Annotated in this window: 19 protein-coding genes, 2 tRNA genes, 1 other RNA gene and 1 pseudogene; 15 read left to right on the forward strand and 8 right to left on the reverse strand. The window is 62.0% G+C overall.

Features of this window, described 5'->3' with window-relative positions; all coding sequences use genetic code 11:
• Positions 1-3: 3 nt before the first annotated feature.
• Together L630_RS0107960 and L630_RS0107965 are read right to left on the reverse strand one after the other, a co-directional pair.
• Entirely contained in the window at positions 4-1,008 is a 1,005-nt protein-coding gene (locus L630_RS0107960) for a DUF4424 domain-containing protein (protein WP_024847736.1), read from the reverse strand.
• Between the two features lie 31 nt (positions 1,009-1,039).
• Positions 1,040-1,834 (reverse strand): thymidylate synthase, encoded by a 795-nt coding sequence (locus tag L630_RS0107965; protein ID WP_024847737.1) that lies wholly within the window; start codon positions 1,832-1,834, stop codon positions 1,040-1,042.
• Positions 1,835-2,060: 226 nt separating this feature from the next.
• Between L630_RS0107965 and L630_RS0107970 the strand changes: the two genes are divergently transcribed.
• The 5 genes from L630_RS0107970 to L630_RS0107985 all read left to right on the forward strand — a co-directional run bounded on the left by L630_RS0107970 (position 2,061) and on the right by L630_RS0107985 (position 3,855).
• Positions 2,061-2,276 (forward strand): hypothetical protein, encoded by a 216-nt coding sequence (locus L630_RS0107970; protein WP_024847738.1) that lies wholly within the window; start codon positions 2,061-2,063, stop codon positions 2,274-2,276.
• Positions 2,277-2,398: 122 nt separating this feature from the next.
• Positions 2,399-2,755, forward strand: a transfer-messenger RNA (tmRNA) gene (gene ssrA, locus L630_RS22410).
• 137 nt (positions 2,756-2,892) lie between these two features.
• A complete protein-coding gene (locus L630_RS0107975) occupies positions 2,893-3,432 on the forward strand; it encodes an SspB family protein (protein ID WP_024847739.1) in 540 nt (179 codons plus the stop codon).
• 7 nt (positions 3,433-3,439) lie between these two features.
• Positions 3,440-3,637: a DUF4169 family protein gene (locus L630_RS0107980; RefSeq protein WP_024847740.1), complete on the forward strand. Its 198-nt coding sequence runs from the start codon at positions 3,440-3,442 to the stop codon at positions 3,635-3,637.
• Positions 3,634-3,855: a ribbon-helix-helix domain-containing protein gene (locus L630_RS0107985; RefSeq protein ID WP_024847741.1), complete on the forward strand. Its 222-nt coding sequence runs from the start codon at positions 3,634-3,636 to the stop codon at positions 3,853-3,855. Before L630_RS0107980 ends, L630_RS0107985 begins: the two co-directional genes overlap by 4 nt.
• Before the next feature lie 19 nt (positions 3,856-3,874).
• Here L630_RS0107985 and L630_RS21155 read toward each other — a convergent pair whose 3' ends face one another.
• The 3 genes from L630_RS21155 to L630_RS0108000 all read right to left on the reverse strand — a co-directional run bounded on the left by L630_RS21155 (position 3,875) and on the right by L630_RS0108000 (position 8,994).
• Entirely contained in the window at positions 3,875-6,442 is a 2,568-nt protein-coding gene (locus L630_RS21155) for an EAL domain-containing protein (protein WP_144708895.1), read from the reverse strand.
• 330 nt (positions 6,443-6,772) lie between these two features.
• Positions 6,773-6,847 (reverse strand) — tRNA-Val (locus L630_RS0107995).
• 101 nt (positions 6,848-6,948) lie between these two features.
• Positions 6,949-8,994, reverse strand: a complete 2,046-nt coding sequence (locus tag L630_RS0108000; protein WP_024847743.1) for a L,D-transpeptidase family protein — start codon at positions 8,992-8,994, stop codon at positions 6,949-6,951.
• Between the two features lie 256 nt (positions 8,995-9,250).
• Here L630_RS0108000 and L630_RS0108005 point away from each other — a divergent pair, with 256 nt between their 5' ends.
• The 3 genes from L630_RS0108005 to L630_RS0108015 are packed head-to-tail and all read left to right on the forward strand — an operon-like array spanning position 9,251 to position 11,742.
• Positions 9,251-10,870 carry a fumarate hydratase gene (locus L630_RS0108005; protein WP_024847744.1) on the forward strand — a complete coding sequence of 540 codons (1,620 nt, stop codon included), beginning with the start codon at positions 9,251-9,253 and terminating at the stop codon, positions 10,868-10,870.
• An 18-nt stretch (positions 10,871-10,888) separates the two neighbouring features.
• Positions 10,889-11,287, forward strand: coding sequence for a rhodanese-like domain-containing protein (locus L630_RS0108010; protein WP_024847745.1), 399 nt, complete (start codon positions 10,889-10,891; stop codon positions 11,285-11,287).
• The gene (locus tag L630_RS0108015; RefSeq protein ID WP_024847746.1) at positions 11,284-11,742 is read left to right on the forward strand and encodes a MarR family transcriptional regulator; all 459 of its coding nucleotides are present in this window, start codon (positions 11,284-11,286) and stop codon (positions 11,740-11,742) included. The genes L630_RS0108010 and L630_RS0108015 overlap by 4 nt, the downstream gene beginning before the upstream one ends.
• Here the strand turns inward: L630_RS0108015 and L630_RS22415 are convergent.
• Both L630_RS22415 and L630_RS0108025 read right to left on the reverse strand, forming a co-directional pair.
• Positions 11,697-12,215, reverse strand: coding sequence for an Rrf2 family transcriptional regulator (locus L630_RS22415; RefSeq protein WP_280940237.1), 519 nt, complete (start codon positions 12,213-12,215; stop codon positions 11,697-11,699). The two genes, L630_RS0108015 and L630_RS22415, sit on opposite strands and share 46 nt — an antisense overlap.
• A gap of 152 nt (positions 12,216-12,367) precedes the next feature.
• Positions 12,368-12,598: a hypothetical protein gene (locus L630_RS0108025; RefSeq protein ID WP_024847748.1), complete on the reverse strand. Its 231-nt coding sequence runs from the start codon at positions 12,596-12,598 to the stop codon at positions 12,368-12,370.
• A 212-nt stretch (positions 12,599-12,810) separates the two neighbouring features.
• Between L630_RS0108025 and L630_RS0108030 the strand changes: the two genes are divergently transcribed.
• The 3 genes and pseudogenes from L630_RS0108030 (at position 12,811) to radC (ending at position 15,940) form a co-directional block, all read left to right on the forward strand.
• Positions 12,811-14,250 carry an aldehyde dehydrogenase family protein gene (locus tag L630_RS0108030; protein WP_034329672.1) on the forward strand — a complete coding sequence of 480 codons (1,440 nt, stop codon included), beginning with the start codon at positions 12,811-12,813 and terminating at the stop codon, positions 14,248-14,250.
• 90 nt (positions 14,251-14,340) lie between these two features.
• Positions 14,341-15,174 (forward strand): type I methionyl aminopeptidase, encoded by an 834-nt coding sequence (gene map / locus L630_RS0108035; protein WP_024847750.1) that lies wholly within the window; start codon positions 14,341-14,343, stop codon positions 15,172-15,174.
• A 55-nt stretch (positions 15,175-15,229) separates the two neighbouring features.
• A pseudogene (radC, locus tag L630_RS21165) lies at positions 15,230-15,940 on the forward strand (DNA repair protein RadC).
• Positions 15,941-16,167: 227 nt separating this feature from the next.
• Here radC and tig read toward each other — a convergent pair.
• Positions 16,168-17,652, reverse strand: coding sequence for a trigger factor (gene tig / locus L630_RS0108045; protein WP_024847751.1), 1,485 nt, complete (start codon positions 17,650-17,652; stop codon positions 16,168-16,170).
• 442 nt (positions 17,653-18,094) lie between these two features.
• On the opposite strand from tig, the gene L630_RS0108050 reads away from it, so the two are divergent.
• From L630_RS0108050 to L630_RS0108065, 4 genes are all read left to right on the forward strand, one after another.
• A tRNA-Leu gene (locus tag L630_RS0108050) sits at positions 18,095-18,179 on the forward strand.
• Between the two features lie 126 nt (positions 18,180-18,305).
• On the forward strand, positions 18,306-18,854 hold the full coding sequence (locus L630_RS21170) for a TlpA disulfide reductase family protein (RefSeq protein WP_024847752.1): 549 nt from the start codon (positions 18,306-18,308) through the stop codon (positions 18,852-18,854).
• Positions 18,851-19,951: a transglutaminase domain-containing protein gene (locus L630_RS0108060; protein WP_024847753.1), complete on the forward strand. Its 1,101-nt coding sequence runs from the start codon at positions 18,851-18,853 to the stop codon at positions 19,949-19,951. Before L630_RS21170 ends, L630_RS0108060 begins: the two co-directional genes overlap by 4 nt.
• A 515-nt stretch (positions 19,952-20,466) precedes the next feature.
• Positions 20,467-22,335, forward strand: coding sequence for a TRAP transporter large permease subunit (locus L630_RS0108065; protein WP_024847754.1), 1,869 nt, complete (start codon positions 20,467-20,469; stop codon positions 22,333-22,335).
• Positions 22,336-22,357 lie beyond the last annotated feature (22 nt).

A 22,357-nucleotide genomic window follows, 5' to 3' on the forward strand; every position in this document is an offset into this window, starting at 1 on the left:
CCGTCACTGCTCGATCTTCTTCAGGAGCAGCACATTGATGTCCTGCTGCGGATAAAAGTCCTCGGCCGTCATCTCGAACGTCGTTTCGCCGGTCTTGCGAACGCCGGTCCCGCAGAAGCTGACGAGGTTTTCAGCCGCGCCTTTGTCGATCACCAGCCGGAATTTCTTGATCGGACCTGCCCAGTTGGCGCCGGTGGTCAAGACGTAGGAGATCCAGTTCTCGTAGAAGGGCGCAACCTTGTCCGGGTTTTCCGCCGCGCGGCGCTCGACGCTCTTTAGGAAGGCATCGTCGACGCAATATTTGTCACGATATTCTGTGAGGCCCTCACCGGTCGCCTTTCCGTCCTCCATGAAGGTGACTGCAACGGTGCCGCCTACGCTGGGCTGATAGCGGTGGCGTACGGAAATGCGCTCGCCGCGCGGGAACTTTGCCCGCCACCAATAGGTCGCCCGCAGCGACCAGACCGGCACGTCATGCTCCTGCATGCCCTCGCCCGCATCCCAGCTTTCGCGCACCAGCATGCCGCGCGCGAGCCAGTCCTGCTTCACCGCTTCCGGCAGCTTCGTGACGGCCTCGACTGTTGCCTCGGCAAAAGGGTTGAGCGGAACGTTGTGCTGACGCAGCAGCTCGGTCACATCGAGACCGACGGCGTAAGCCTTCCGCTCCAGTTCAGGCTCGAACGGCTTTCCGTCGACCTCGATGGTGAATTGGAACATATTGTCGGCCTCGCGGTCGGGGATCGCGACATCCGACCACGGGTTACCCTCGATCTCCGGCATCGGGAATGCGACGATGCTTTCGACGTCTGCGCCACCCGTGTTGCGGAAGACGTAGTCGACGCGCACTTCGTCCTCGGAGATGTAAAGGTCCTCGCTCTCCATCTCGACCGCATCCGAGCGGACGAACACCAGTCCGCCGGTCTTGAGTTCGGCCATTGTGTCGTTGGCGCGGGCCGGCGCGGCACCGAGCAGGGATGCGGCGGTCGCCGCGAGCAAATACTTCTTCAAAGTGCCCCTCCCTATCAATCCGCCTGCCGCATCAGACCGCGATCGGCGCCTTGATGCTTGGATCTGCGACATAGTTCTCCAGCGTGAAATCTGAAAACTTGAACGCGAAAAGGTCCGTGACCTCCGGGTTGATCCGCATGTCCGGCAGCGGCTTGGGGGTGCGGGTCAGCTGCTCGCGCGCCTGGTCGAAATGGTTGGAATAAAGATGAGCATCGCCGAGGGTGTGGATGAACTCGCCGGCCTTCAGTCCCGTCACCTGCGCGACCATCATCGTCAGCAGCGCATAGGAAGCGATGTTGAACGGTACGCCGAGGAAAATATCCGCCGACCGCTGGTAGAGTTGGCACGACAGCTTGCCGTTGGCGACATGAAACTGGAACAGGCAGTGGCACGGCGGTAGCGCCATGTTGTCGACCTCAGCCGGGTTCCAGGCCGTCACCACCAGGCGGCGCGAGTTCGAATTGGTGCGGATCTGCTGGATCACATTCGCGATCTGGTCGATCGAGCCGCCGTCGGGCTTTGGCCACGAACGCCACTGCGAGCCGTAGACAGGGCCGAGGTCGCCATTCTCGTCGGCCCACTCATCCCAGATCGTCACGCCGTTCTCGTTAAGATAGCGAATGTTTGTATCGCCGGCGAGGAACCACAACAGTTCGTGGATGATCGAGCGCAGGTGCAGCTTCTTCGTCGTCAGGACGGGAAAGCCCTCGCTGAGGTCGAACCGCATCTGGTAGCCGAACACGCCGCGCGTGCCGGTGCCGGTGCGGTCGCCGCGGTCGACGCCATTGTCGAGCACGTGTTGAAGAAGGTCGAGGTACTGCCGCATCGTCCGCCATCCATGAGATTCTGGCGCGATCCTAGCCGATCCGTGCTGACGAGTCTTTCGTCTGAAGCCCCTTGTCAACGGATTGAGCCGTCCACGCACAGCCGGGAGCCCGCTATACGGCCGTCACCCCATAACTGGTCAAAATTGACTTAAATGCGATCGGTTTCGTTCACCATCTGTAGGCGAGACTCATTTACCCAATCGGTCATCCGAACCGGGGAATCTCATGAACTGCGAACTCGATCTCGCACGCTGGCATCTTGCCCGCGCGGCTCAACACTTGGCTGGAGACGACGAATTCAGGACCAATGCGCGGCTGGCGATCGACCTGCTGATCTCGGGTATCATGACGGTAAAGGCTCCACTGGAAAGTTCCAACGTCATTCCCTTTCCGGGCCTCGCGACGCAGCGCGATGCTGATCCGCAACGGAGCGGAAGGTAAGCAGCCGCCCGAAGGGCACACTTGACCTTGCCCCCTCCTGAACCGGCCCGCCAACCCCTCTTCACCGCCCTTTGTAAATCCGCAACATCGCGGCGAAAAATTCCCGCGAACCGCGTGAACGAACCCTTCCAATCGCGCACGAGACTACCTATATTCGCGGCGTCGGTTTCGGCCGACTATGGAAATAAACGGGCGGTGTAATAAGCCTATCGGACCCGGGGGCGGTACCCGGCGCCTCCACCAGGAACAGCGGTTCGCCGCTGTTGCTGATGGGGGCGAAACAGGATCGACGAGGGTGTAAAGATCGACCTTTTTCCCGGCATTGTACCACCGTTATCGGGCTACCCTTATAGTTGCCAACGACAACTATGCTGAGGCACGTCTCGCTGCTTAATGCGGCGCGATAGTCTCGAATCAAGCCCTGTGGGATAGCACCTTCAGGCGGGGTTCGGAGGTACCTGGCAACAGAAACCTCCACTTCCCTTCCAGCCTTCAATTTCGCGTATCTGCATGTGGTTTGTCTTTGCTGCTATCGCTGCAAAGCGCTATATCCGGTTTACGCAAGCCTCGCGCTTGACTACACCAAGCGGGTTCGATTCACGGAAACCCTACGCCTATGGCTGACGACCACATTCGCTACGACATTCTCGTCCAGGAAGCCCTGCGCGGCGTGATGCGCAAGGTGCTTGGAGAAGTTGCGAAGACGGGGCTGCCTGGCAACCATCACTTCTTCATTACCTTCCTGACCAACGCCCCGGGCGTGCGGATTTCGAGCCGCATCCGCGAGCGCTATCCGGAGCAGATGACCATCGTGCTCCAGTACCAGTACTGGGACCTGAAGGTCACCGAGACCGGGTTCGAGGTGGGCCTCTCCTTCTCCGACATTCCGGAGAAGCTGGAAGTGCCGTTTGCCGCCGTGCGCGGCTTCTACGATCCTTCGGTCAACTTCGAGCTGGAGTTCGACGTGCCGGTACCGGCACCGGTGCAGAACGCGCCGGAAGCACCGGTGGCAACGCTGCAGCCGGCTCCGGGCGCCCCTGCCCCTGCCCGCGAGGCGCCGGTCGCCACCGAGAAGAAGGAACCGTCCGAAGAGGAGCCGAAGGAACCCGGCAAGGGCGCAGACGTCGTCTCCCTCGACGCGTTCCGCAAGAAGTAGCCTTCACATGGGCGAGGTCGTCAACCTTCGCATGGCGCGCAAGCACAAGGCGCGCGCCGAGAAGGAAAAGGTCGCCGACCAGAACCGTACCCTCCACGGCCTGACCAAGGCCGAACGCACGCTCGCGAGGGCCAAGCGCGAGCACGAGATCGCGCGCATCGAAGCGCACCGGCGCGAACGATCAGATCAGTCCGACGAGTCATGAGCACGGTCGAAAAGCGGTCGATCTCGATCCGCGGACACCGGACCAGCTTTTCCCTCGAAAAACCCTTCTTCGACGAACTGTCGCGCATCGCTGCTGAGCGCGGGCTCTCGGTCGCGGCCCTCGTCGCCGAAGTCGATGAAACGCGCCCGAGGGACACGAATCTGTCCTCAGCACTCAGGGTGTTCGTGCTGGAGGAGGTGAAACGCGGAACGCGTTAGCATCCGCGTTCGCCGCTGCTTATGCAGCCACGGACTTCGTCTGTTCAACAGACGAGGGGCGCCCGAACAGATAGCCCTGACCAAAGTCGCACCCCCATTCCGTAAGCTGTCGGGCCTCGCTCAGAGTTTCAACGCCCTCGGCGACGGTGACCAGTCCTAACGCCTTGGCGAGCCCGAGCATTGCCTGAACGATGACACCTTCGTTCGCCTTCGTTCCCAGCCCGCAGACAAAGGACCGATCAATCTTGATTTCATCTACCGGAAGGGACTGAAGATGAACCAGAGACGCATATCCCGTCCCAAAGTCATCGAGGGAAATTCCGATACCGCTCTCGCGCAACTCATTGAGATTCTCGATAACCCTGCTTCCGAGTTCATTCATAAGAACGCGTTCGGTGATTTCGAGCTTGATGGACTTCCTTGGCAGTTCGCGGCTTGCGAGAAGATGCTGCAGGTTGGAAACGAAGTCCTGATTTACGAGGTTCTCCGTCGCGAGGTTGATCGATATCTGCCCGTGCGACATTCCCCTTTCCGCCATCGACGCCATGTCATCAATGACCAGGCTGATCATTCGCGTACCGATGGCATCTGCTAGGCGGGGATCGTCCAGCGCATCCATGATGGCCGCTGGTGCCAAAATGCCCTTCTCCGGATGCCTGATACGCAGCAACGCCTCATAGCCCCGGACGCTTTGGTCCTTGAGGTTAACGATGGGCTGATAAAAGGGTACGACCCAGTTCTCTCGCAGCGCTGTGCGAGCGAGATCGAACGCTTCGCTTCGTCGGGAGGCGGCACTGCGGATGCTCGGATCGAACAGCTTCACGATGCCCTTGCCGGCCCCCTTAGCCGCGTAGAGCGCAAGGTCAGCGCGCTTGAAAACCTCATCCGGGTTGTCCCCGGGGCGGCCGATTGCACATCCGATGCTCGGACGGCATGACCGTGTCTTTTTGTTCGTTTTCAGATACGCTTCGAGCTTGTCTTCAATTTCCCGGGCGCGCGCCAGCAGGCATGACTCGTCACGCACGTGCTCGCAGATGATCGCGAACTCGTCGCCGCCGAGACGGGCAACGAACTCATTCTCCTTCTTCAGCCGCTGCAAATAGCGGGCAAACAAGCGGAGTACCGCATCTCCGGTCATGTGCCCGTATCGGTCGTTGACGAGCTTGAAGTCGTCAAGGTCAAGCACCATCAGCGAAATGAAGCCACCAGCGGCTTGCAGGCGACTGTTCAGTTCCTCAACGAATTTCCGTCGGTTCGGAAGCTCCGTCAGCTCATCATGGAACGCCTGGCGCTTGAGCTTCTCGTTCGCGAGATACTGTTCGTGAATATCCTCAACTGTGCCGTACCACCGTATAATCGCGCCGAGTTCATCCCTTCGAGCTGTTGCCCTGGCACGGATCCAGCGAAATTCCCCGGATCTCAGGCGTATGCGATAGTTCATGTCGTAGGGCTGTCCGGAGGCCAGCGCGCGCTGCCACGTGGCCACCGTGGCTTCGACATCATCGGGGTGCAAAGCCTCAAGCCAGCCTTGCCTAAGGGCATCCGCCTGAGCGATGCCGGTTTTCCCAGTCCAGCGGGAGGACACGCTGAGGATGTTTCCATGTCGGTCGGCTGTCCACGGTATCTGCGGATTCTGCTCAACCGTGTGGCGGTAGTGCTCCTCACTCTCCCGCAGAGCCTCGAGGATCCTGGCTCGTTCGATGGCAAGAGTTGCAAGGCCGCGAATTCGAGCAAGCTCCCGCATTTCCGCAGGCGTCGGAGAGCGATTTTCCCGGAAGTAGAAACCGAATGCAGCGATTACCTCGCCGCTAGATGCGAAAACCGGCTGAGACCAGCAGGCGCGAAACCCGAGAGGGAGCACCCACCTTCTCCATTCGACCCATAACGGGTCAGTGGCGATATCCGTGGTAATGACATCGCGCCTTTCGAAAGCAGCGGTACCGCACGAACCAACTCCGGTGCCGATCCGGACCCCGCGCAGCATTTCGATGAGAGTGCTCGGGAGATTGGGAGCGTTTCCGGTAACGAACTTACCCTCTTCGGCGTCCACCAGTAATATGCTGCAGGTCGCACCGGGTATCTGACGCTCGGCAGCCCGGCAAAGTTCGTTGAGCAAATGCGACAGTTCCGCTCCGGAGATCACCATCTCCAGGATCGCGCCCTGGGTTGCATCACGCAGTTCGGTCGTGAGCCAATCGTGGGCGTCGATTGCGCATCCGACCCACTTGCCCTCTCGAACTCGGTGAACCCGCAGGACGTGGCGATGGTACATGCCATCAGAACAACGGAGACGAATTTCCTCCTGAATGTTGTCCGTGCCGCGCTTGCCCAACGATATCCGGGCGCGAAAAGCCGCCGCGTCAGCCGGATGAATGACATCCAGCCAGCCATGGGCCATCGCCTGTTCCTGGGCAAGCCCTGTGAACGCCGACCAGTGGGAATTCATAAACTCGACGCGCCCTTCATCGTCGCACACCCAGACAAGACCAGGGGCAGCACATGCGAGTGCATCGAAAAGCGACTGATCCCCGCCTACAGGTGAGCAAATCGTATTACGTGGAGAGTCTTCGTCCTGAGGTCGGACCATCAAAGTCGTGTCCACTGATTGTGTATATTAGCGCAATCTTCTTCAAACACATTAAGGTTTCATTGCGCCACATCAAAAGCGACCGGACGCTCTATAATGCGTTTCCGCTGCGTAATATCAGACCAGGAGCGTGCTTGAAGAATAGATCTCGCTCACCAGAGGATTTCTCGAAGCCGCGCAGTTCAGCAGGAGCGGAACCACAAGCGTCCCGGTCCTTGCGCAACGGCGACTACAGATCTTGCTGTGACCAGAGTGTGACCAGCAGCCGCTTCTTCTGTCTGGTAAATTTTCGGATTTGGAAAAATCCATTGAAAACGCCGAGGCTTTCAATGGTGGGCGCGACAGGGATTGAACCTGTGACCCCACCCGTGTGAAGGGTGTGCTCTCCCGCTGAGCTACGCGCCCTGCGCCGACCGAACCGGCGAAGTGGGGCGATATAACGAGTGCCTCGTGATCAAGTCAAGCGCGGAAGATGCACCTTCCGCGCTTTCTTCCGCTGGGGTCGTTCAGACACCCGCGGCGCGCAGCGCACCGACCTTGTCGAGCGCCGCGCGGACCTTTTCGTCGCGGCTGTAGACGTCGTTGAAGTAGCGGACCTCGCCCGATTCTTCCGGCCAGGCGGTGAAATAGGAGACGTAGACCGGCACCTTCACCTTGAGCGTCTCGCGGCCGTGCGGCGCCTGGAGGCGCTTTGCTACCTGCTCCTTGTCCCAGCCGAGAACTGCGGCCGCCATGGCGCGCGGATCGGCCAGGCGGATGCAGCCGTTCGACAGTGCGCGATTCTCGCGGGCAAACAGATGCTTGTCCGGCGTGTCGTGCATGTAGATGGCATGCGGGTTCGGGAACATGATCTTCATTTCGCCGAGCGCGTTGTTGGCCCCCGGACGCTGGCGCACATCGAACGGGATGTTGGCGCCATAGGCTGACCAGTCGATCGCGGTCGAGGAAACAACGCGGCCGTTGCGGTCGACCACCTCGTAGCCGTTGCGGTCGAAATAGCTCGGGTCCTTGAGGACGCGCGGGAGGTAGGTGTTAACAAGGATCGAGCGTGGCATGCCCCAGTAGGGGTGGAATTCGACGTAGCTGATCTCGTTCTGGAAGAAGAAGGTCTGCGTCTCGATGCGGCCGACGACGGTGCGCATCGACAGCTTCTGCTTGCCGTCCTCGACGTAGTACGCCTCGAATGCGGGCGTGTTGATGAAGACGTACCGGTCGGTGAAGTCGGACGGGAGCCAGCGGATCTGCTCCATCGCGATCCTCACCTTCTCGATCGACGAAGCCTTCGATTCGCCGGCGATCGCTAGCACCGTACGCGGACCGATCACCCCGTCGTCGCCGATGCCGACCATGCGCTGGGCGGCCTTGATGACGGGAACCAGCTCCTGCGCATAAGTATCGCTGCCGAGATGGCGCGTCAGGACGTCGCCGTGCTCAAGCCGGAACGTCTCGTCGGCACGTCGGCTGATCAGCGTCAGGATTTTTGCGAATTCCGGATTGGTTTGGCCGGGCTTCACCACCGTCTTCGGGTCAACGATGATGTCGTTCTCGGCGCTTTCGCGCAGGCGGGCAAGCTCCGCGCGCAGCGCCTTGTAATAGGCGTTCTGCGGGTGCAGCCCATCGAGGAAGGCGACGACGTCCGTGCTGGCGCGCATATCGCGCAGGAGATTTACTCCGTCGAACTCCTTCGGCTTGAAGTCGTGGTAGCCGGAGATGCGGTTCGGATCGATGCGGCCATTGTGCGCATCGCGCGCATAGCGCAGCACGCGGGCCGACAGCTCCATCTCGAAGGCCGCAAAAGCGCCCTCGCCCGCGTCCGATCCCGGCACCGTTACAGCATAGTCGTGCGGGTCGAGACCCTCCTGGTCAGCCTGCGAGAGCGTCTTCAGAACGGCCTGCGCCTTTTCGGTGATCGCGCCGTCGGCAACCCAGATGAAGCTCGGCTCCTGGCTGTAATACGCAACCAGCGCCTCGGCGACGCTCTTTTCCGCCAGCAGCGCAAAGTCCTGCAGGCTGCGGATTTGCTCTTCGGTCAGCGGCTCAGCGGCAGGTGCCTCTGCCTGGACAGTGATTTCGGTCTGGGTTTCGGTGGACGGCGGTGTCGATGCAGCGTCGGAGGCCGGCTCGGGCGCTGTGGCCGGGCTCGAAGCGCCTTCTGGCTGGCTTGAGACCTCGGCTGCCTTGGCGTCCTCCAGCACTTCCTCGATCCGGTCCTCGATGGTGCCGACGGTGGTGTGGTCGATGCCGGGTGCGGAAAGCGATGCACCGTCACCCTGGCGCTGCGGCACGATCGCGGAGAAGTCGACCCGGACCAGCGGGTCCGTCTTGTAGGTGTAATACTGTGGTCCGGCGACCTTCGGCGGCGTCACCACCTTCTTCGGCTGCTCGGGGGGAGCCATGACGGCCGGTGGCTGCTGCGGCGCATGGCGCGGCCGGTCACGGAATAGCATGTCGAACAGCGTCTGCGCCGAAGCCGGTGCCGTGCAGGTAGCGAATGCGGTCAGCGTGGCCGCGGTCGAAAGCGCCAGCAACCTGGCGTAGCGAGTGGTCGTCATAAATATTCTACCTGCGCGAGTTCCCCGAACATGTCCCGACTATAGTGATTCAGCCTGAATCCGTTAAGTCGCGCCGGCGAATGCGGTCACGCGGGGCGTCGTGTGCGGCCTTTGAGCCACAGGCACAACCCGACGCAGGGTCATGCGGCATTCAACCGCCTTCCAACGCTGCGGAATGAGTCGAATCCCCTTTTTACTTTTCAGGACCATGGTCTAAGAGGCTGCCATCGACGAACCTTACTCGGGACGCATAGCCATGGCCAATCCGGCAGCAGCCAATCTCTTCCCTCTTGCTTCCGACGATACTCCTTACCGCAAACTGACTTCCGACTACGTCTCCGTGGATACCTTCCGCGGCCAGGAAGTCCTGACGGTGGAGCCGGAAGCGCTGCGCCTGCTATCCGAAACCGCGTTTTCCGACATCAACCACCTGCTGCGTCCCAGCCACCTGAAGCAGCTCGCCTCGATCCTCGAGGATCCGGAGGCAACCGACAACGACCGCTTCGTGGCCTATGACCTCCTGAAGAACGCGAATATCGCCGCTGGCGGCGTGCTGCCCATGTGCCAGGACACCGGCACGGCGATCATCATGGGCAAGAAGGGCCGCCGCGTCTGGACCGAGGGCGGCGACGACGCCTGGCTCGGCCAGGGGGTGCTGGACGCCTACAACCGCAAGAACCTGCGCTACTCGCAGCTCGCGCCGCTTTCGATGTTCGAGGAGCAGAACACCAAGAACAACCTGCCGGCGCAGATCGACATCTACGAAGAGGGCGAGGACGCCTACAAGTTCCTGTTCGTCGCCAAGGGTGGCGGCTCGGCCAACAAGACCTTCCTCTACCAGGGCACGCCGTCGCTCTTGACGCACGACCGCATGATCGACTTCCTGAAGGAAAAGATCCTGACCCTCGGCACGGCGGCCTGCCCGCCCTATCACCTCGCCATCGTCATCGGCGGCACCTCGGCTGAGATGAACCTCAAGACTGTGAAGCTCGCCTCGACCCGCTATCTCGACGGCCTGCCCACCCAAGGCAGCCCGGAAGGCCACGCCTTCCGCGACATCGAGATGGAAGCCGAGATCCACAAGCTGACGCAGCAGATGGGCGTCGGCGCGCAGTTCGGCGGCAAGTACTTCTGCCATGACGTCCGCGTCATCCGCCTGCCGCGCCACGGCGCGTCGCTGCCGATCGGCCTCGGCGTCTCCTGCTCGGCTGACCGCCAGGCCAAGGGCAAGATCACTCGCGACGGCGTGTTCATCGAGGAGCTGGAGACCAACCCGGCGCGCTTCATGCCCGACATCGACGAGGAGAAGCTGACCTCGCACGTCGTGCGCATCGACCTCAACCAGCCGATGGAGCAGATTCTCAAGACGCTGTCGCAACACCCCGTAAAGACGCGTCTTTCGCTCACGGGCCCGATCATCGTGGCACGCGACCTCGCGCATGCGAAGATCCGCGAGCGCCTTGAGCGCGGCGAGCCGATGCCGGACTACTTCAAGAACCACCCGATCTACTATGCCGGCCCGGCGAAGACCCCGGCAGGCTATGCTTCGGGTTCGTTCGGCCCGACGACCGCCGGCCGTATGGACTCGTATGTCGACCAGTTCCAGTCGTTCGGCGGCTCTATGGTCATGCTTGCCAAGGGCAACCGCTCGCGTCAGGTGCGCGAGGCATGCGCCAAGCATGGCGGGTTCTACCTCGGCTCGATCGGCGGTCCGGCCGCGCGTCTCGCGCAGGATTGCATCAAGAAGGTAGAGGTGGTCGAATATCCGGAACTCGGCATGGAGGCGATCTGGCGCATCGAGGTCGAGGACTTCCCCGCCTTCATTGTCATCGACGACAAGGGCTACGACTTCTTCAAGGAACTCAACCTCGGCTAGGAGATCTGCGGCATGGCGATGAGGAAAGGCTACAAGCAACTACTCGAAGAAGCCAATGCCGCGATCAGGGCCGTAACGCCCGAAGAGGCGCATCGTCTGGCGCAGTCGGACGATGTCGTCCTGGTGGACATTCGCGATCCGCGCGAGCTGGATCGCGAAGGCCGCGTACCCGGAGCATTCCACGCGCCGCGCGGGATGCTCGAATTCTGGATCGATCCGGAAAGCCCCTATCACAAGCCGATCTTCGCCAGCGGCAAGACCTTCATCTTCTTCTGCGCTGGCGGGCTGCGCTCAGCGCTTGCCACCAAGACCGCGCAAGACATGGGGCTTGAACCCGTCATGCATATCGAGGGTGGTTTTGGCGCCTGGAAGAAGGCGGAGCTTCCGGTCGACACGGCCCCGCGCGAGCGGGCATGAGCGAAACCGGCGCCCTCCCTTGGGACAATCCGCGCTTCCGCAACTGGATTGCGCTGGTGCGGGCGGAAAAAGCGGTTGTGCGTGCGCTTACCCGCGAGCTTGCGGCGCTCGACCTCAAGATCGGCCAGCTCGACGTGATGATGAACATCTTTCGTCACCCCGGCATGTCGCAGCACGAAGTGGCGCGAAAGCTGCTCGTCGGCCGCTCGAACATCACCATGCTGGTACCGCAGCTCGAGACGCAAGGGCTGGTCCGGCGCGAGGGCGACCCTAAAGACAAGCGCATCATCCGCCTCTACCTGACCGACACAGGCACCCAGAAGCTGATGGAGGCGTTAAAGGTCTACACGCAGCTGCTCGACAAGGTGATGGCGCAGTCAACGCCTGCCCAGTGCGATGCGCTCGGCGATCAGATGCGGCGAATCGAGCAGATGCTGGATACCGGCGAAGACTGATCAGCCCTGCGAACGCAGCAGCACCGTCGCCACGTCGTCATGGCCGCGTCGCGCATCTCGGCAAGGCTCCGATTATCGAGCACCGTTGCCACGGCCTGCCGAACCTCCAGCATCACATGCCGGACCTGGCAGGTCGCCTCGTCGCAATCCTCACAGCGCTGGTAGCTGGTCTGGCTGGCGCAGGGAATCGGAGCCAGCGGGCCATCCAGCACGCGGATGACATGACCGACCTTGATCTCGGAAGCTGGCTTGGCGAGCCGGTAGCCGCCATCCTTGCCCTTGCGGCTATGGACGAAGCCGGCATTGCGCAGCTCGCCCAAAATCGCGTCCAAAAACTTCTTCGGGATGTTATTGGCGATTGCGATCTCGCTGACGAACTCGAACTGACCAGGCGGCAGATGCGCCAGGTGCATCAATGCCTTCAGCCCGTATTTTGCCCTTTCTGGTGAGCATCGCTCGCGCCCTGCAGACAGTCGGCCCCGCCGACTGGTTGTGGCGGCTGCCGAGTATTTCCCTAGCCGCATCCGTTGCTTGTCTGATAGGCCCGGCGCTTCTCACATACAACAGCAAATGCGACAGAATTGCGCGTTTGCCTAACGGATATGCGACGCCCGCTGCAGCGCGCCTACTTGCCGGTCGGCTGCGAAGACATCTGTCCCCGTTTCCTTGGCTTTGGCTGCGCCGGGAAATCGATGATCGTCGCGCTCCTCCGGGGCGCACGATACTCGGCAGCGAGGAGCGCGTCGATCAGGATATCAAGAGCCTGTCGCGTTCTTTCGCTCAGTTCATCGTTCCCACCGAGCAGGCGATAGGCTTCCTCCAAATGGCGGCGTACGGCCGGAAAGGTCGTGGTCACAGGCATCTCTCCATGTCGCCCCCCATGTGCGACGGGTTTGCGCCCGCAACCGTTTCCATAGGTAAAACGGGAAAGCCCGCATTTTAATGATCGGGCGGCGGTCCACATATGTGGTTTACGCACATGATGAATCACGTGTCGCACCAGGTGCCGTAGCCTTCGAAACCGGCTATGGACTGTCAGGCGTGCAGAGTTTTTGAGGAGGCAGCGGAATGTTGCGACGGACGGATTTCTACATTGACGGCAAGTGGGTCCCGCCGGTGAAGCCGTGGGAGTTCGAAGTCATCAATCCCGCCGACGAGCAGCCCTACGCGATCATTTCGCTCGGTTCCGAAGCGGATGTCGACATCGCGGTCGAAGCAGCGCGTCGCGCCTTCCCTGCCTGGGCGGCAACGCCGCACGAGGAGCGAGTCGCCCGGGTCGAGAGGCTACTAGAGATCTACAAGCGTCGCGCGCAGGAAATGGCCAAGGCGATTTCCGAGGAAATGGGCGCCCCGATTCGCCTCGCGATCGAGGAGCAAGCGGCTGCGGGCAGCTACCACATCCGCAACTTCATCTACGCTCTCAAAAGCTTCCAGTTCGAGTATCCACTGAACGACCGATTCCAGGATGAGCGGATCATCCGCGAGCCGATCGGCGTCTGCGGCCTGATTACGCCGTGGAACTGGCCGATGAACCAGGTGGCGCTGAAAGTGGTGCCGGCCGTCGGCGTCGGCTGCACGGTCGTGCTGAAGCCCTCCGAAATCGCGCCGATTTCCTCGATCATCTTCGCCGAGATGATGGACGAGGCTGGCTTCCCCGCCGGCGTGTTCAACATGGTCAACGGCGACGGCCCGACCGTCGGCGAGGCCATGTCGCGCCATCCGGGCATCGACATGATGTCGTTCACTGGCTCAACCCGCGCCGGCGTCGCCGTCACAAAGGCCGCGGCCGACACAGTGAAGCGCGTTGCGCTCGAACTTGGCGGCAAGTCGCCAAATCTCGTCTTTGCCGACACGGATGTCGAAGATGCAGTGGTGCGCGGTCTCAACCACTGCTTCGAGAACACCGGCCAGTCCTGCAACGCGCCGACCCGCATGCTGGTCGAGCGTCCAGTCTACGATCAGGCTGTCGAAGTCGCCGCACGTCACGCCGCGAAGGTGCGCGTCGGCAACCCGGCCGAGGATGGCGACCACATCGGTCCGCTGGTTTCACAGACCCAGTTCGACAAGGTCCAGCGCCTGATCGAAATTGCGATAAAGGAAGGCGCGCGACTCGTCGCCGGCGGTCCGGGCCGCCCGGAAGGTTTCAATCGCGGCTACTATGTCCGGCCAACCGTCTTTGCCGACGTGACCAACGACATGACGATCGCCCGGGAGGAAGTGTTCGGGCCGGTGCTGGCGATGATTCCCTTCGAGACCGAGGAAGAGGCGATCGCCATCGCCAACGACACGCCCTACGGCCTGTCGAGCTACATCCAGACCGGCGATCCGGAGCGTGCGCGCCGCGTTGCCCGCCAGCTGCGCAGCGGCATGGTCAATCTCAATGGCAAGTCGAATGCTCCCGGCAGCCCCTTCGGCGGCTACAAGCAGTCGGGCATCGGCCGCGAAGGCGGTGTCTTTGGCCTCGAGGAGTTTTTGGAGATCAAGGCAGTGTCGGGCTGGCCGGCGTAAGCACGGCAGCCTTGCACCCGCACCCCTTGAACCCGAGCGCCTTCGGTGCGAAATGAAGGACTGGTAAATTTCTAGGATGGTAGCGGCCAAATGGTCACTTATCTCGATGCGGAGACGGCACCGCTTCGCAATACCGGTCAGATCCGTCTCTACAACGCGGAAGCCTTTGAAGGCATGCGCAAGGCCTGCCAGGTTACCGCGCGCTGCCTCGACGAACTCGTCTCATTCGTGAAACCCGGCGTAACGACGCTCGAGATCGACCGTTTCGCGTTCGAGTTCGGCATGGACAACGGCGCTCTCCCGGCCACGCTGAACTACCGCGGCTATACGCGCTCGGTGTGCACCTCGATCAACCACGTCGTCTGCCACGGCATTCCGGACGACAAGCCGCTGCGCGAGGGTGACATCGTCAACATCGACGTCACCTACATCGTTGATGGCTGGCATGGCGATTCCAGCCGCATGTACCCGGTCGGCCAGATCAAGCGTGCCGCGGAGCGCCTGCTGGAAGTCACGCACGAATGCCTCATGCGCGGTATTGCTGCCGTGAAGCCCGGCGCACGCACCGGCGCGATTGGGGCCGCGATCCAGGCCTACGCCGAGGCCGAGCGCTGCTCGGTGGTTCGCGACTTCTGCGGCCACGGCGTCGGCCGCCTGTTCCACGACGCGCCGAACATCCTGCACTACGGGCATGCCAACGAGGGTGTCGAGATGCGCCCAGGCATGATCTTCACGATCGAGCCGATGATCAATCTCGGGAAGCCGCATGTGAAGGTGCTGTCGGACGGCTGGACGGCTGTCACCCGCGACCGTTCGCTTACCGCGCAGTATGAGCATGCGGTCGGCGTCACCGAGACCGGCTGCGAGGTCTTTACCCTCTCCCCGGCGGGCCTGTTTGCCCCCGGCATCACGATCGGGAAGTGACATGACGGGCGGGGAAGAAGACGAACGCGGCTTCTTCTCCGAGTTCCCGGTTGCCATGCCGCAACCGGCTCCTGCGCCGCCCTGGAAGGCGGACAAGCCACACTATCTCGGCCATCGCGATCGCCTCCGAAACCGTTTCCTTGAAAACGGGGCCACCACCCTCGCCGACTACGAGCTCCTCGAGCTCCTGCTCTTCCGCTCGATCCCGCGCGCCGACACCAAGGGAATAGCCAAGGCGCTGATTGCCCGCTTCGGCTCCTTTGCGGAGGTCTTAGGCGCACCGCCGCACCTGCTGCGCGAAGTGCGCGGCGTAGGCGACAGCGTCGCGCTGGACATCAAGGTGATCGCCGAAGCCGCGCGCCGCATGACGCGTGGCGAGATCGCAAAGCGCCCCCTACTCGGCACCTGGCAGCAGGTTCTCGACTATTGCCGCACGGCAATGGCGTTCTAGGAACGCGAGACGTTCCGCATCCTCTTTCTCGACAAGAAGAACGTGCTGATCGCCGACGAAGTGCAGCAAGTCGGCACGGTCGACCACACGCCCGCCTATCCGCGCGAGGTGGCTCGCCGCGCGCTGGAACTGTCGGCGACCGCCATCATCCTCGTCCATAATCATCCCTCCGGCGATCCGACGCCCTCGCGCGCCGATATCGAGATGACGAAGCTCATCATCGAGGCCGCGCGGCCGCTGAACATCGTCGTCCATGACCACATCATTATCGGCAAGCACGGCCATGCGAGCCTGAAGGGCTTGCAGCTGATCTGACCAGCGGCTCCTCGGAACTCCACGCAAACAAAAAGGCCGCCCGGAGGCGGCCTCAGTTTGTTGACAAACCCTCGACGCACCTTTCCGGAGACCGAGATTCACGGAACGTCTCAGAGTCAAAGTGAGAACGGATCGGAATCAACAAGTCTGATTTGAAGGCTCGCGGAACTTTGTCAGCAGTCTGAGGCCGCCCGGAGGCGGCCTTTTCGATTCCTTGCCAGGAGCGCTTACTCGGCAGCGTCGTCCTTGGCGGCCTTCTTCTTCGGAGCGGCCTTCTTCTTGGCCTCGCCCTCGCCTGCCTCATCGGCAGCCTTGGCCTTCGAAGCAGCCTTCTTGGCCGGCTTCTTCTCTTCCTTGGCCTCGCCCTCGCCTTCCTCGTCATCAGCGAGCAGCTCGTCCTTCGAGACCTTCTTGTCGTCGACGGAGATGACGGTCAGCAGGTGGTCGACAACCTTCTCCTCGAACAGCGGCGCGCGGATGCTTGCGAGCGCGTTCGGGTTGCTGCGGTAGAACTCGTAGACCTGCTGCTGCTGGCTCGCCGGGACGCGGCGGATCTGGTCGAACAGGGCGCGCTGCAGCTCCTCGTCGGTGACCTGGACGCCGGCCTTCTCGCCGATGTCGGCCAGGACCAGGCCGAGGCGGACGCGGCGCTCTGCAAGGCGCTGGTACTCGTTGCGAGCCTCGATCTCGGTGGTGCCTTCGTCAGCGAAGGTGCGGCCAGCGCGAGCGAGGTCGTTGTTGACCTGGGCCCAGATGTTGTTGAACTCAGCGTCGACCAGCTTCGACGGAGCCTCGAACTTGTAGGCCTCATCCAGCGCGTCGAGCAGCTGGCGCTTGGCCTTCTGGCGGGTAACCGCGCCGTACTGGCTCTCGATCTGGCCCTTCACGACTTCGCGGAGCTTCTCGAGGCTCTCAAGACCGAGCTGCTTGGCGACTTCGTCGTTCAGCTCGAGCTCGGCCGGCTTGGCGACAGCCTTCACCTTGATGTCGAAAGTGGCTTCCTTGCCAGCGAGATGAGCGGCCGGGTACTGCTCAGGGAAGGTGACAGTGATGACCTTCTCTTCGCCGGCCTTGAGGCCGACCAGCTGGTCCTCGAAGCCCGGGATGAACTGGTTGGAGCCAAGGACGAGATCGGCATCCTCGGCAGCGCCGCCCTCGAAGGCCTCGCCGTCGATCTTGCCGAGGTAGTCGAAGGTGACCTTGTCACCCTGCTCGGCCTTGCCCTTCTTCTCCTCGTAGGTGCGCGCGGAATTCGCGACCTGTTCAACGTGCTCGTTAACTTCCTCTTCCGGAACGTCGTAGACGAGGCGGGTGATCTTGAGCGTGGACAGGTCCTTCTGCTCGATCTCCGGCAGAACCTCGTACTCGAGCGAGAACTCGAAATCGGCAGCGCCGGCGAGGATCTTCTCGGCCTCGGCCTCATCCTCGGTCATGATGACTTCCGGCTGCATCGCAGCCTTCTCACCGCGCTCCTCCAGGATCGAGCGGGTCGAGTTGTTGAGGATCTCGTTGACGACCTCCGCCATGAACGACTTGCCGTACATCTTGCGCAGGTGCTGGATCGGCACCTTTCCGGGACGGAAGCCGTTGATGCGTGCCTTATCCTTAGCCGCGAAAAGCCGCTCAGTGAGCTTGGCTTCCAGGTCGGAGGCTGGGACGATCACCTTGATCTGGCGCTTCAGCCCCGTGTTGAGCGTTTCGGTAACCTGCATCTCAAAACCTTTGTCTTCGTCTAGCCGCCGGGTCCGGCGGCTCGCCGTTCAGCGTGCGGGAATAGCGTGCCGGGGAACGGGATGGTAGGGAAATTTTTGCCGGCCAACTTGTTGGAGGGCCTGCTTAATTCCGTCACTGACCAGCCTGTACCCGGATTGGCGCCGCGTTCAGGCAGCACAAATCGCGCCCCTATATAGCCAGTTTTAGGGCAAACGCCAGCGTTTCTGGCCAAATTGCTTTACAGAAGGGCGAATTCTGCAGCCTGTGCGCTTTTGAGGACTTTTCGCCCACCGCTTCGGTTGCTTGCACCTGCTCAGCGGCCAGTCGGCCAGGCACCGCGACGGCGAGGAACTCCCGCTTCAGGTCTAACCTGCTTGCATCTGGGTAGCCGCAATTGGCCACTTGCGAGTGCCGGCATTATATCATAGTGACAGCGCCGTTGCGGGTGTGGCGAAATTGGTAGACGCACCAGATTTAGGTTCTGGCGCCGAGAGGCGTGGGGGTTCAAGTCCCTCCACCCGCACCATCAGCCCTCAGAGGCGCACCCAATCCCCTTAACTTGACAACCAATAGTGCTGGGCTAGGCTTTGGCGTGGTCAGCCATTTGGCTCCCGAGGTTCGGGGCTCGCGTCTTCAAGGCAAGCTATTCCGCGTGGTTCTCGCCGCGGTCGTCGTGAGTGTGGCGCTTGGAAGCCGTGTCCTGGCGTCGCCGCAGTTTGCGCTTGAGCCCTGGCAGGGTGGGCCGAAGCCTGCGTGGACACTGGATGTCCTGGATGGCGAGAAGCTGACGCTTGAGGGCTACCTCGGCAAGCCCGTCATCGTCCATTTCTTCGCCACATGGTGCGAGCCCTGCGTCGAGGAGCTCGGCTCGCTGGAGCGGCTTACCAACCGCAAGTACAGTGGCCTCGCGATCCTTGCCATCGACGTCGGCGAAATCGACGCGCGCGTGCGCAACTTCCTACGAAAGCATCCTGTCAATTTTCCGGTCCTGCTCGATCGCGATCGCGCGGTGACGAAGACGTGGCAGGTCACCGCGCTGCCGACGAGCTTCGTGCTGGCCTGCGGTCTCACGCCCGTCCTGCACGTGCGAGGCGACATCGCATGGGACAGTGCCGAAGTCGCCACCACCCTTGACCAAGCCATCCAAACGCCCGCCGAGGGGCAGCCAGCATGCAACCAGCAAAGGGAGGAAAGTGAATGACAAGTCGGCGTGAATTCCTGGCCGGAACGGCCGCTTTTTCCGCAGCTGCATTGATGCTGCCAAACGTGGCAAGGGCCGAAGTGAAATTCGACCCCCAGCCCGGTAAGTGGCGCACCTTCAGCATCACAACGCGCATTGAGCTGGCGGATGCGGGCAAGGCCGCCCACGTCTGGGTGCCGCTGCCGTCGCTGACGGAAGATGCGTGGATTGTGCCCGAGGGAGACGAGTGGTCGAGCAATGCGGCCTCCGCCGAAATCATCACCGACCCAAAGTACGGCGCAAAATTGTTGCGCGCGAACTTTGCCGTCGGCAACGAGCCTGGTGTGATCGAAGTGAGGAGCCGGATCAGGACACAGGACCGCGGCGCGCCGTTCGGCGGCACGAGGGCTGCGGCGTCGCTGAGTGATTCTGAGCGGCAGTTGTTCCTCGAGCCGACCGAACTGATGCCGACCGACGGGATAGTCAAGGAGACGGCCGACAAGATCACCGGCGGCGCCGGCGACGAGGTCGCCAGGGCCCGCGCGATCTATGACTGGATCGTCGAGAATTGCCACCGCGACAAGTCGGTACGCGGCTGCGGCACGGGCGACGTTGCGAGCATGCTGGAGTCGGGCAACCTGGGCGGCAAGTGCGCGGACCTCAACGCGCTCTATGTGGCGCTGGCACGGGCATCTGGCCTTCCGGCACGCGACGTCTACGGTCTGCGCGTCGCCCCGTCCCGGTTTGGCTACAAGAGCCTCGGCGCCGGTTCGGAGAACGTCACCAAGGCACAGCACTGCCGGGCGGAAGTGTATCTTACCGGCTATGGCTGGGTCGCTGTCGATCCGGCGGACGTGCGCAAGGTGATGCTGGAAGAACCGCCAGCGGACAATCCGATCGATGCGCCGGTCGTTGTCGCGGCGCGCGAAAAGCTGTTCGGCGCCTGGGAGGGCAACTGGCTTGCCTACAACACCGCCCACGACCTCGTGCTGCCGGGTTCGCAGCACAAGGTGGCGTTTCTAATGTACCCGCAGGCCGAGGTCGGCGGCGAACTTCTCGATTCGCTTGACCCGGATACCTTCAAGTACACGATCACTTCGGCGGAGATCGCTTCCTGATTGGATATTGGGGGGTGGGCGGCACGAGCCTGCCCCTGACAGCCTCAACATCACGATCTGGGCGTTGTTGCGATTACGCCTGTTTTAGGTCGATTGCGTCACTTCAACCTGCCGACGCGGATGCCCATTCTCGTCGGCACCAAAGGTCCCCACAGGCCGCCATTTCGGCCTGACCATTTTCAGCTTATCGTGCCCCTAAAGCATTGCGGACCGGAAGTCGCCGCTTCTTCCGTTGCGTAAGTTCTGGTGTCAGCACCCTTCTCAACAAAGACTACGCAGACACAAATAGGTTCGCAATATGGACCTCATCGCTTCTTCCAAGAATATTGATCTCTCACTTTGGATGTGCAAACCTCAACTTGGAGGAGCTTGGTGGTCCACGATGTGGATCACCGGTTAAGCACGAGGATCGCACAAGCGGCCGTGCAGAGGGGGACTCATCCGGATTGTTTTCCGCGTGGAGGCGCAGGAGGAAATTCGGGGAGTTGCCGTCGGATCTGGGAGGAGCGACCGCAATGGCGGCAACCGACGAGGACGCTTTTTCTGTCGAAAGCCACGCCGAGGTCGAGGGCGCACGCCCCGGCTCGGCGCTAATGAAGCCCGTCGAGGTGGTCGCATCGATACTCCTCGTCATCATCGTCGGCCTGCTGCTCACCGGGGTCGTCGCCCGTTACGTCCTGCACACGCCAATCGTCTGGATCGACGAGGCAGCGTCGATCTCCTTCCTGTGGCTGGCGATGCTGGGTTCGGCGATTGCGGTCGACCGCAACGAGCACCTGCGCCTCACCGTCTTCGCGGCACTCTTTCCTGAACGGTTGCGCAGCTTCATCGACACGCTCGCGATGGTCGTCGTCATCGTCGTGCTCGCGGCACTCATCATGCCCGCCATCGAATATGTGCGGGAAGAATCCTTCATCACCTCGCCGGCGCTGAAGATCTCGGTCAGCTACCGCGTCTCGGCGCTTGTGGTCGGCATCGTGCTGATGATGCTGGTGGCGCTTCGCCACCTGTTCGCAAGCTCGAGCATCGCCGACATCGTCAAGGCGGCTGCGCTGGTGGCGTTGCTCGGCGCCATCGGCTGGTGGCTGTCGCCGTTCTTCATGAGCCTCGGCAACGTCAACATCCTGATTTTCCTGGTGGGACTGGCCGCGCTTTGCCTGGTCCTCGGCGTACCTATCGCCTTCTGCTTCGGCATGGGAACGATCGCATTCCTGACGCTGACGACCCATGTGCCGATGATGGTGATGATCGGGCGCATGGACGAAGGCATGTCGAGCCTGATCCTGCTGTCGGTTCCGATCTTCGTACTGCTCGGCTGCATCCTCGACGCCACTGGCATGGGCAAGGCAATCGTCGAGTTCATGGCCTCGCTGTTGGGGCACGTGCGCGCCGGCATGTCCTACGTCCTGCTTGGTTCGCTGTTCCTCGTCTCGGGCATTTCGGGATCGAAAGTCTCCGACATGGCAACGGTCGCCCCTGCCCTGTTCCCGGAAATGAAGCGACGTGGCCACAAGCCTAAGGAGATGATCGCACTGCTGGCCACCGGCGCTGCGATGGCCGACACGGTACCGCCGTCGATCGTGCTGATCGTGTTAGGCTCGGTCGCGGGCGTTTCGATCGCAGCCCTCTTCACCAGCGGTTTCGTCATTGCGATCGTGCTGCTGCTGGCGCTGGCCGTGCTCGCCCGCTGGAAAGCGCGCCACGAGAGCATGGAAGGCGTGAAGCGCGCGTCGTTGCGTGTCATCTGGACGGCGCTGCTGATTGCAGCCCCTGCCCTGCTGCTACCGTTCCTGATCCGCGGCGCTGTCGGCGGCGGCATCGCGACGGCGACGGAGGTGTCGACCATCGCCGTGCTCTACGCCTTCGTCATCGGCATCGTGCTCTATGGCGGCATCCGGCCGGCAAAGATCTACGCCATGCTCGTCGAGACGGCGGCATTGTCCGGTGCGATCCTGCTGATCCTCGGGACGGCCTCGGCGATGGCCTGGGCGCTGACTCAGACCGGCTTTGCCCACCAGCTCGCCGGCTACATGCGCGAGCTGCCGGGCGGCTGGTTCGCCTTCATGCTGGTCACCATCGCGGTGTTCGTCGTGCTCGGCTGCGTGCTCGAGGGCCTGCCGGCGATCGTGCTGATGGCGCCGCTGATGTTCCCGATCGCCAAGCAGCTCGGCATCCACGACGTGCACTACTCGATGGTGGTGGTGACCGCGATGAATGTCGGCCTGATGGCGCCCCCGATCGGCATCGGCTTCTACATCGCCTGCAAGATCGGCCAGGTCTCGCCCGACGAGGCGATGGGCGCGATCTGGCCCTATCTCGGCGCGCTGATCGTCGGGCTGCTCGTCATCGCCGCCGTGCCGGCGCTGTCGATCGCATACCTGTGAAACCAGAAATCATAATGAGGAG

Source organism: Aminobacter sp. J41 (genome assembly GCF_000526635.1).
In the GTDB taxonomy this organism is placed as follows: Bacteria; Pseudomonadota; Alphaproteobacteria; order Rhizobiales; family Rhizobiaceae; genus Aerobium.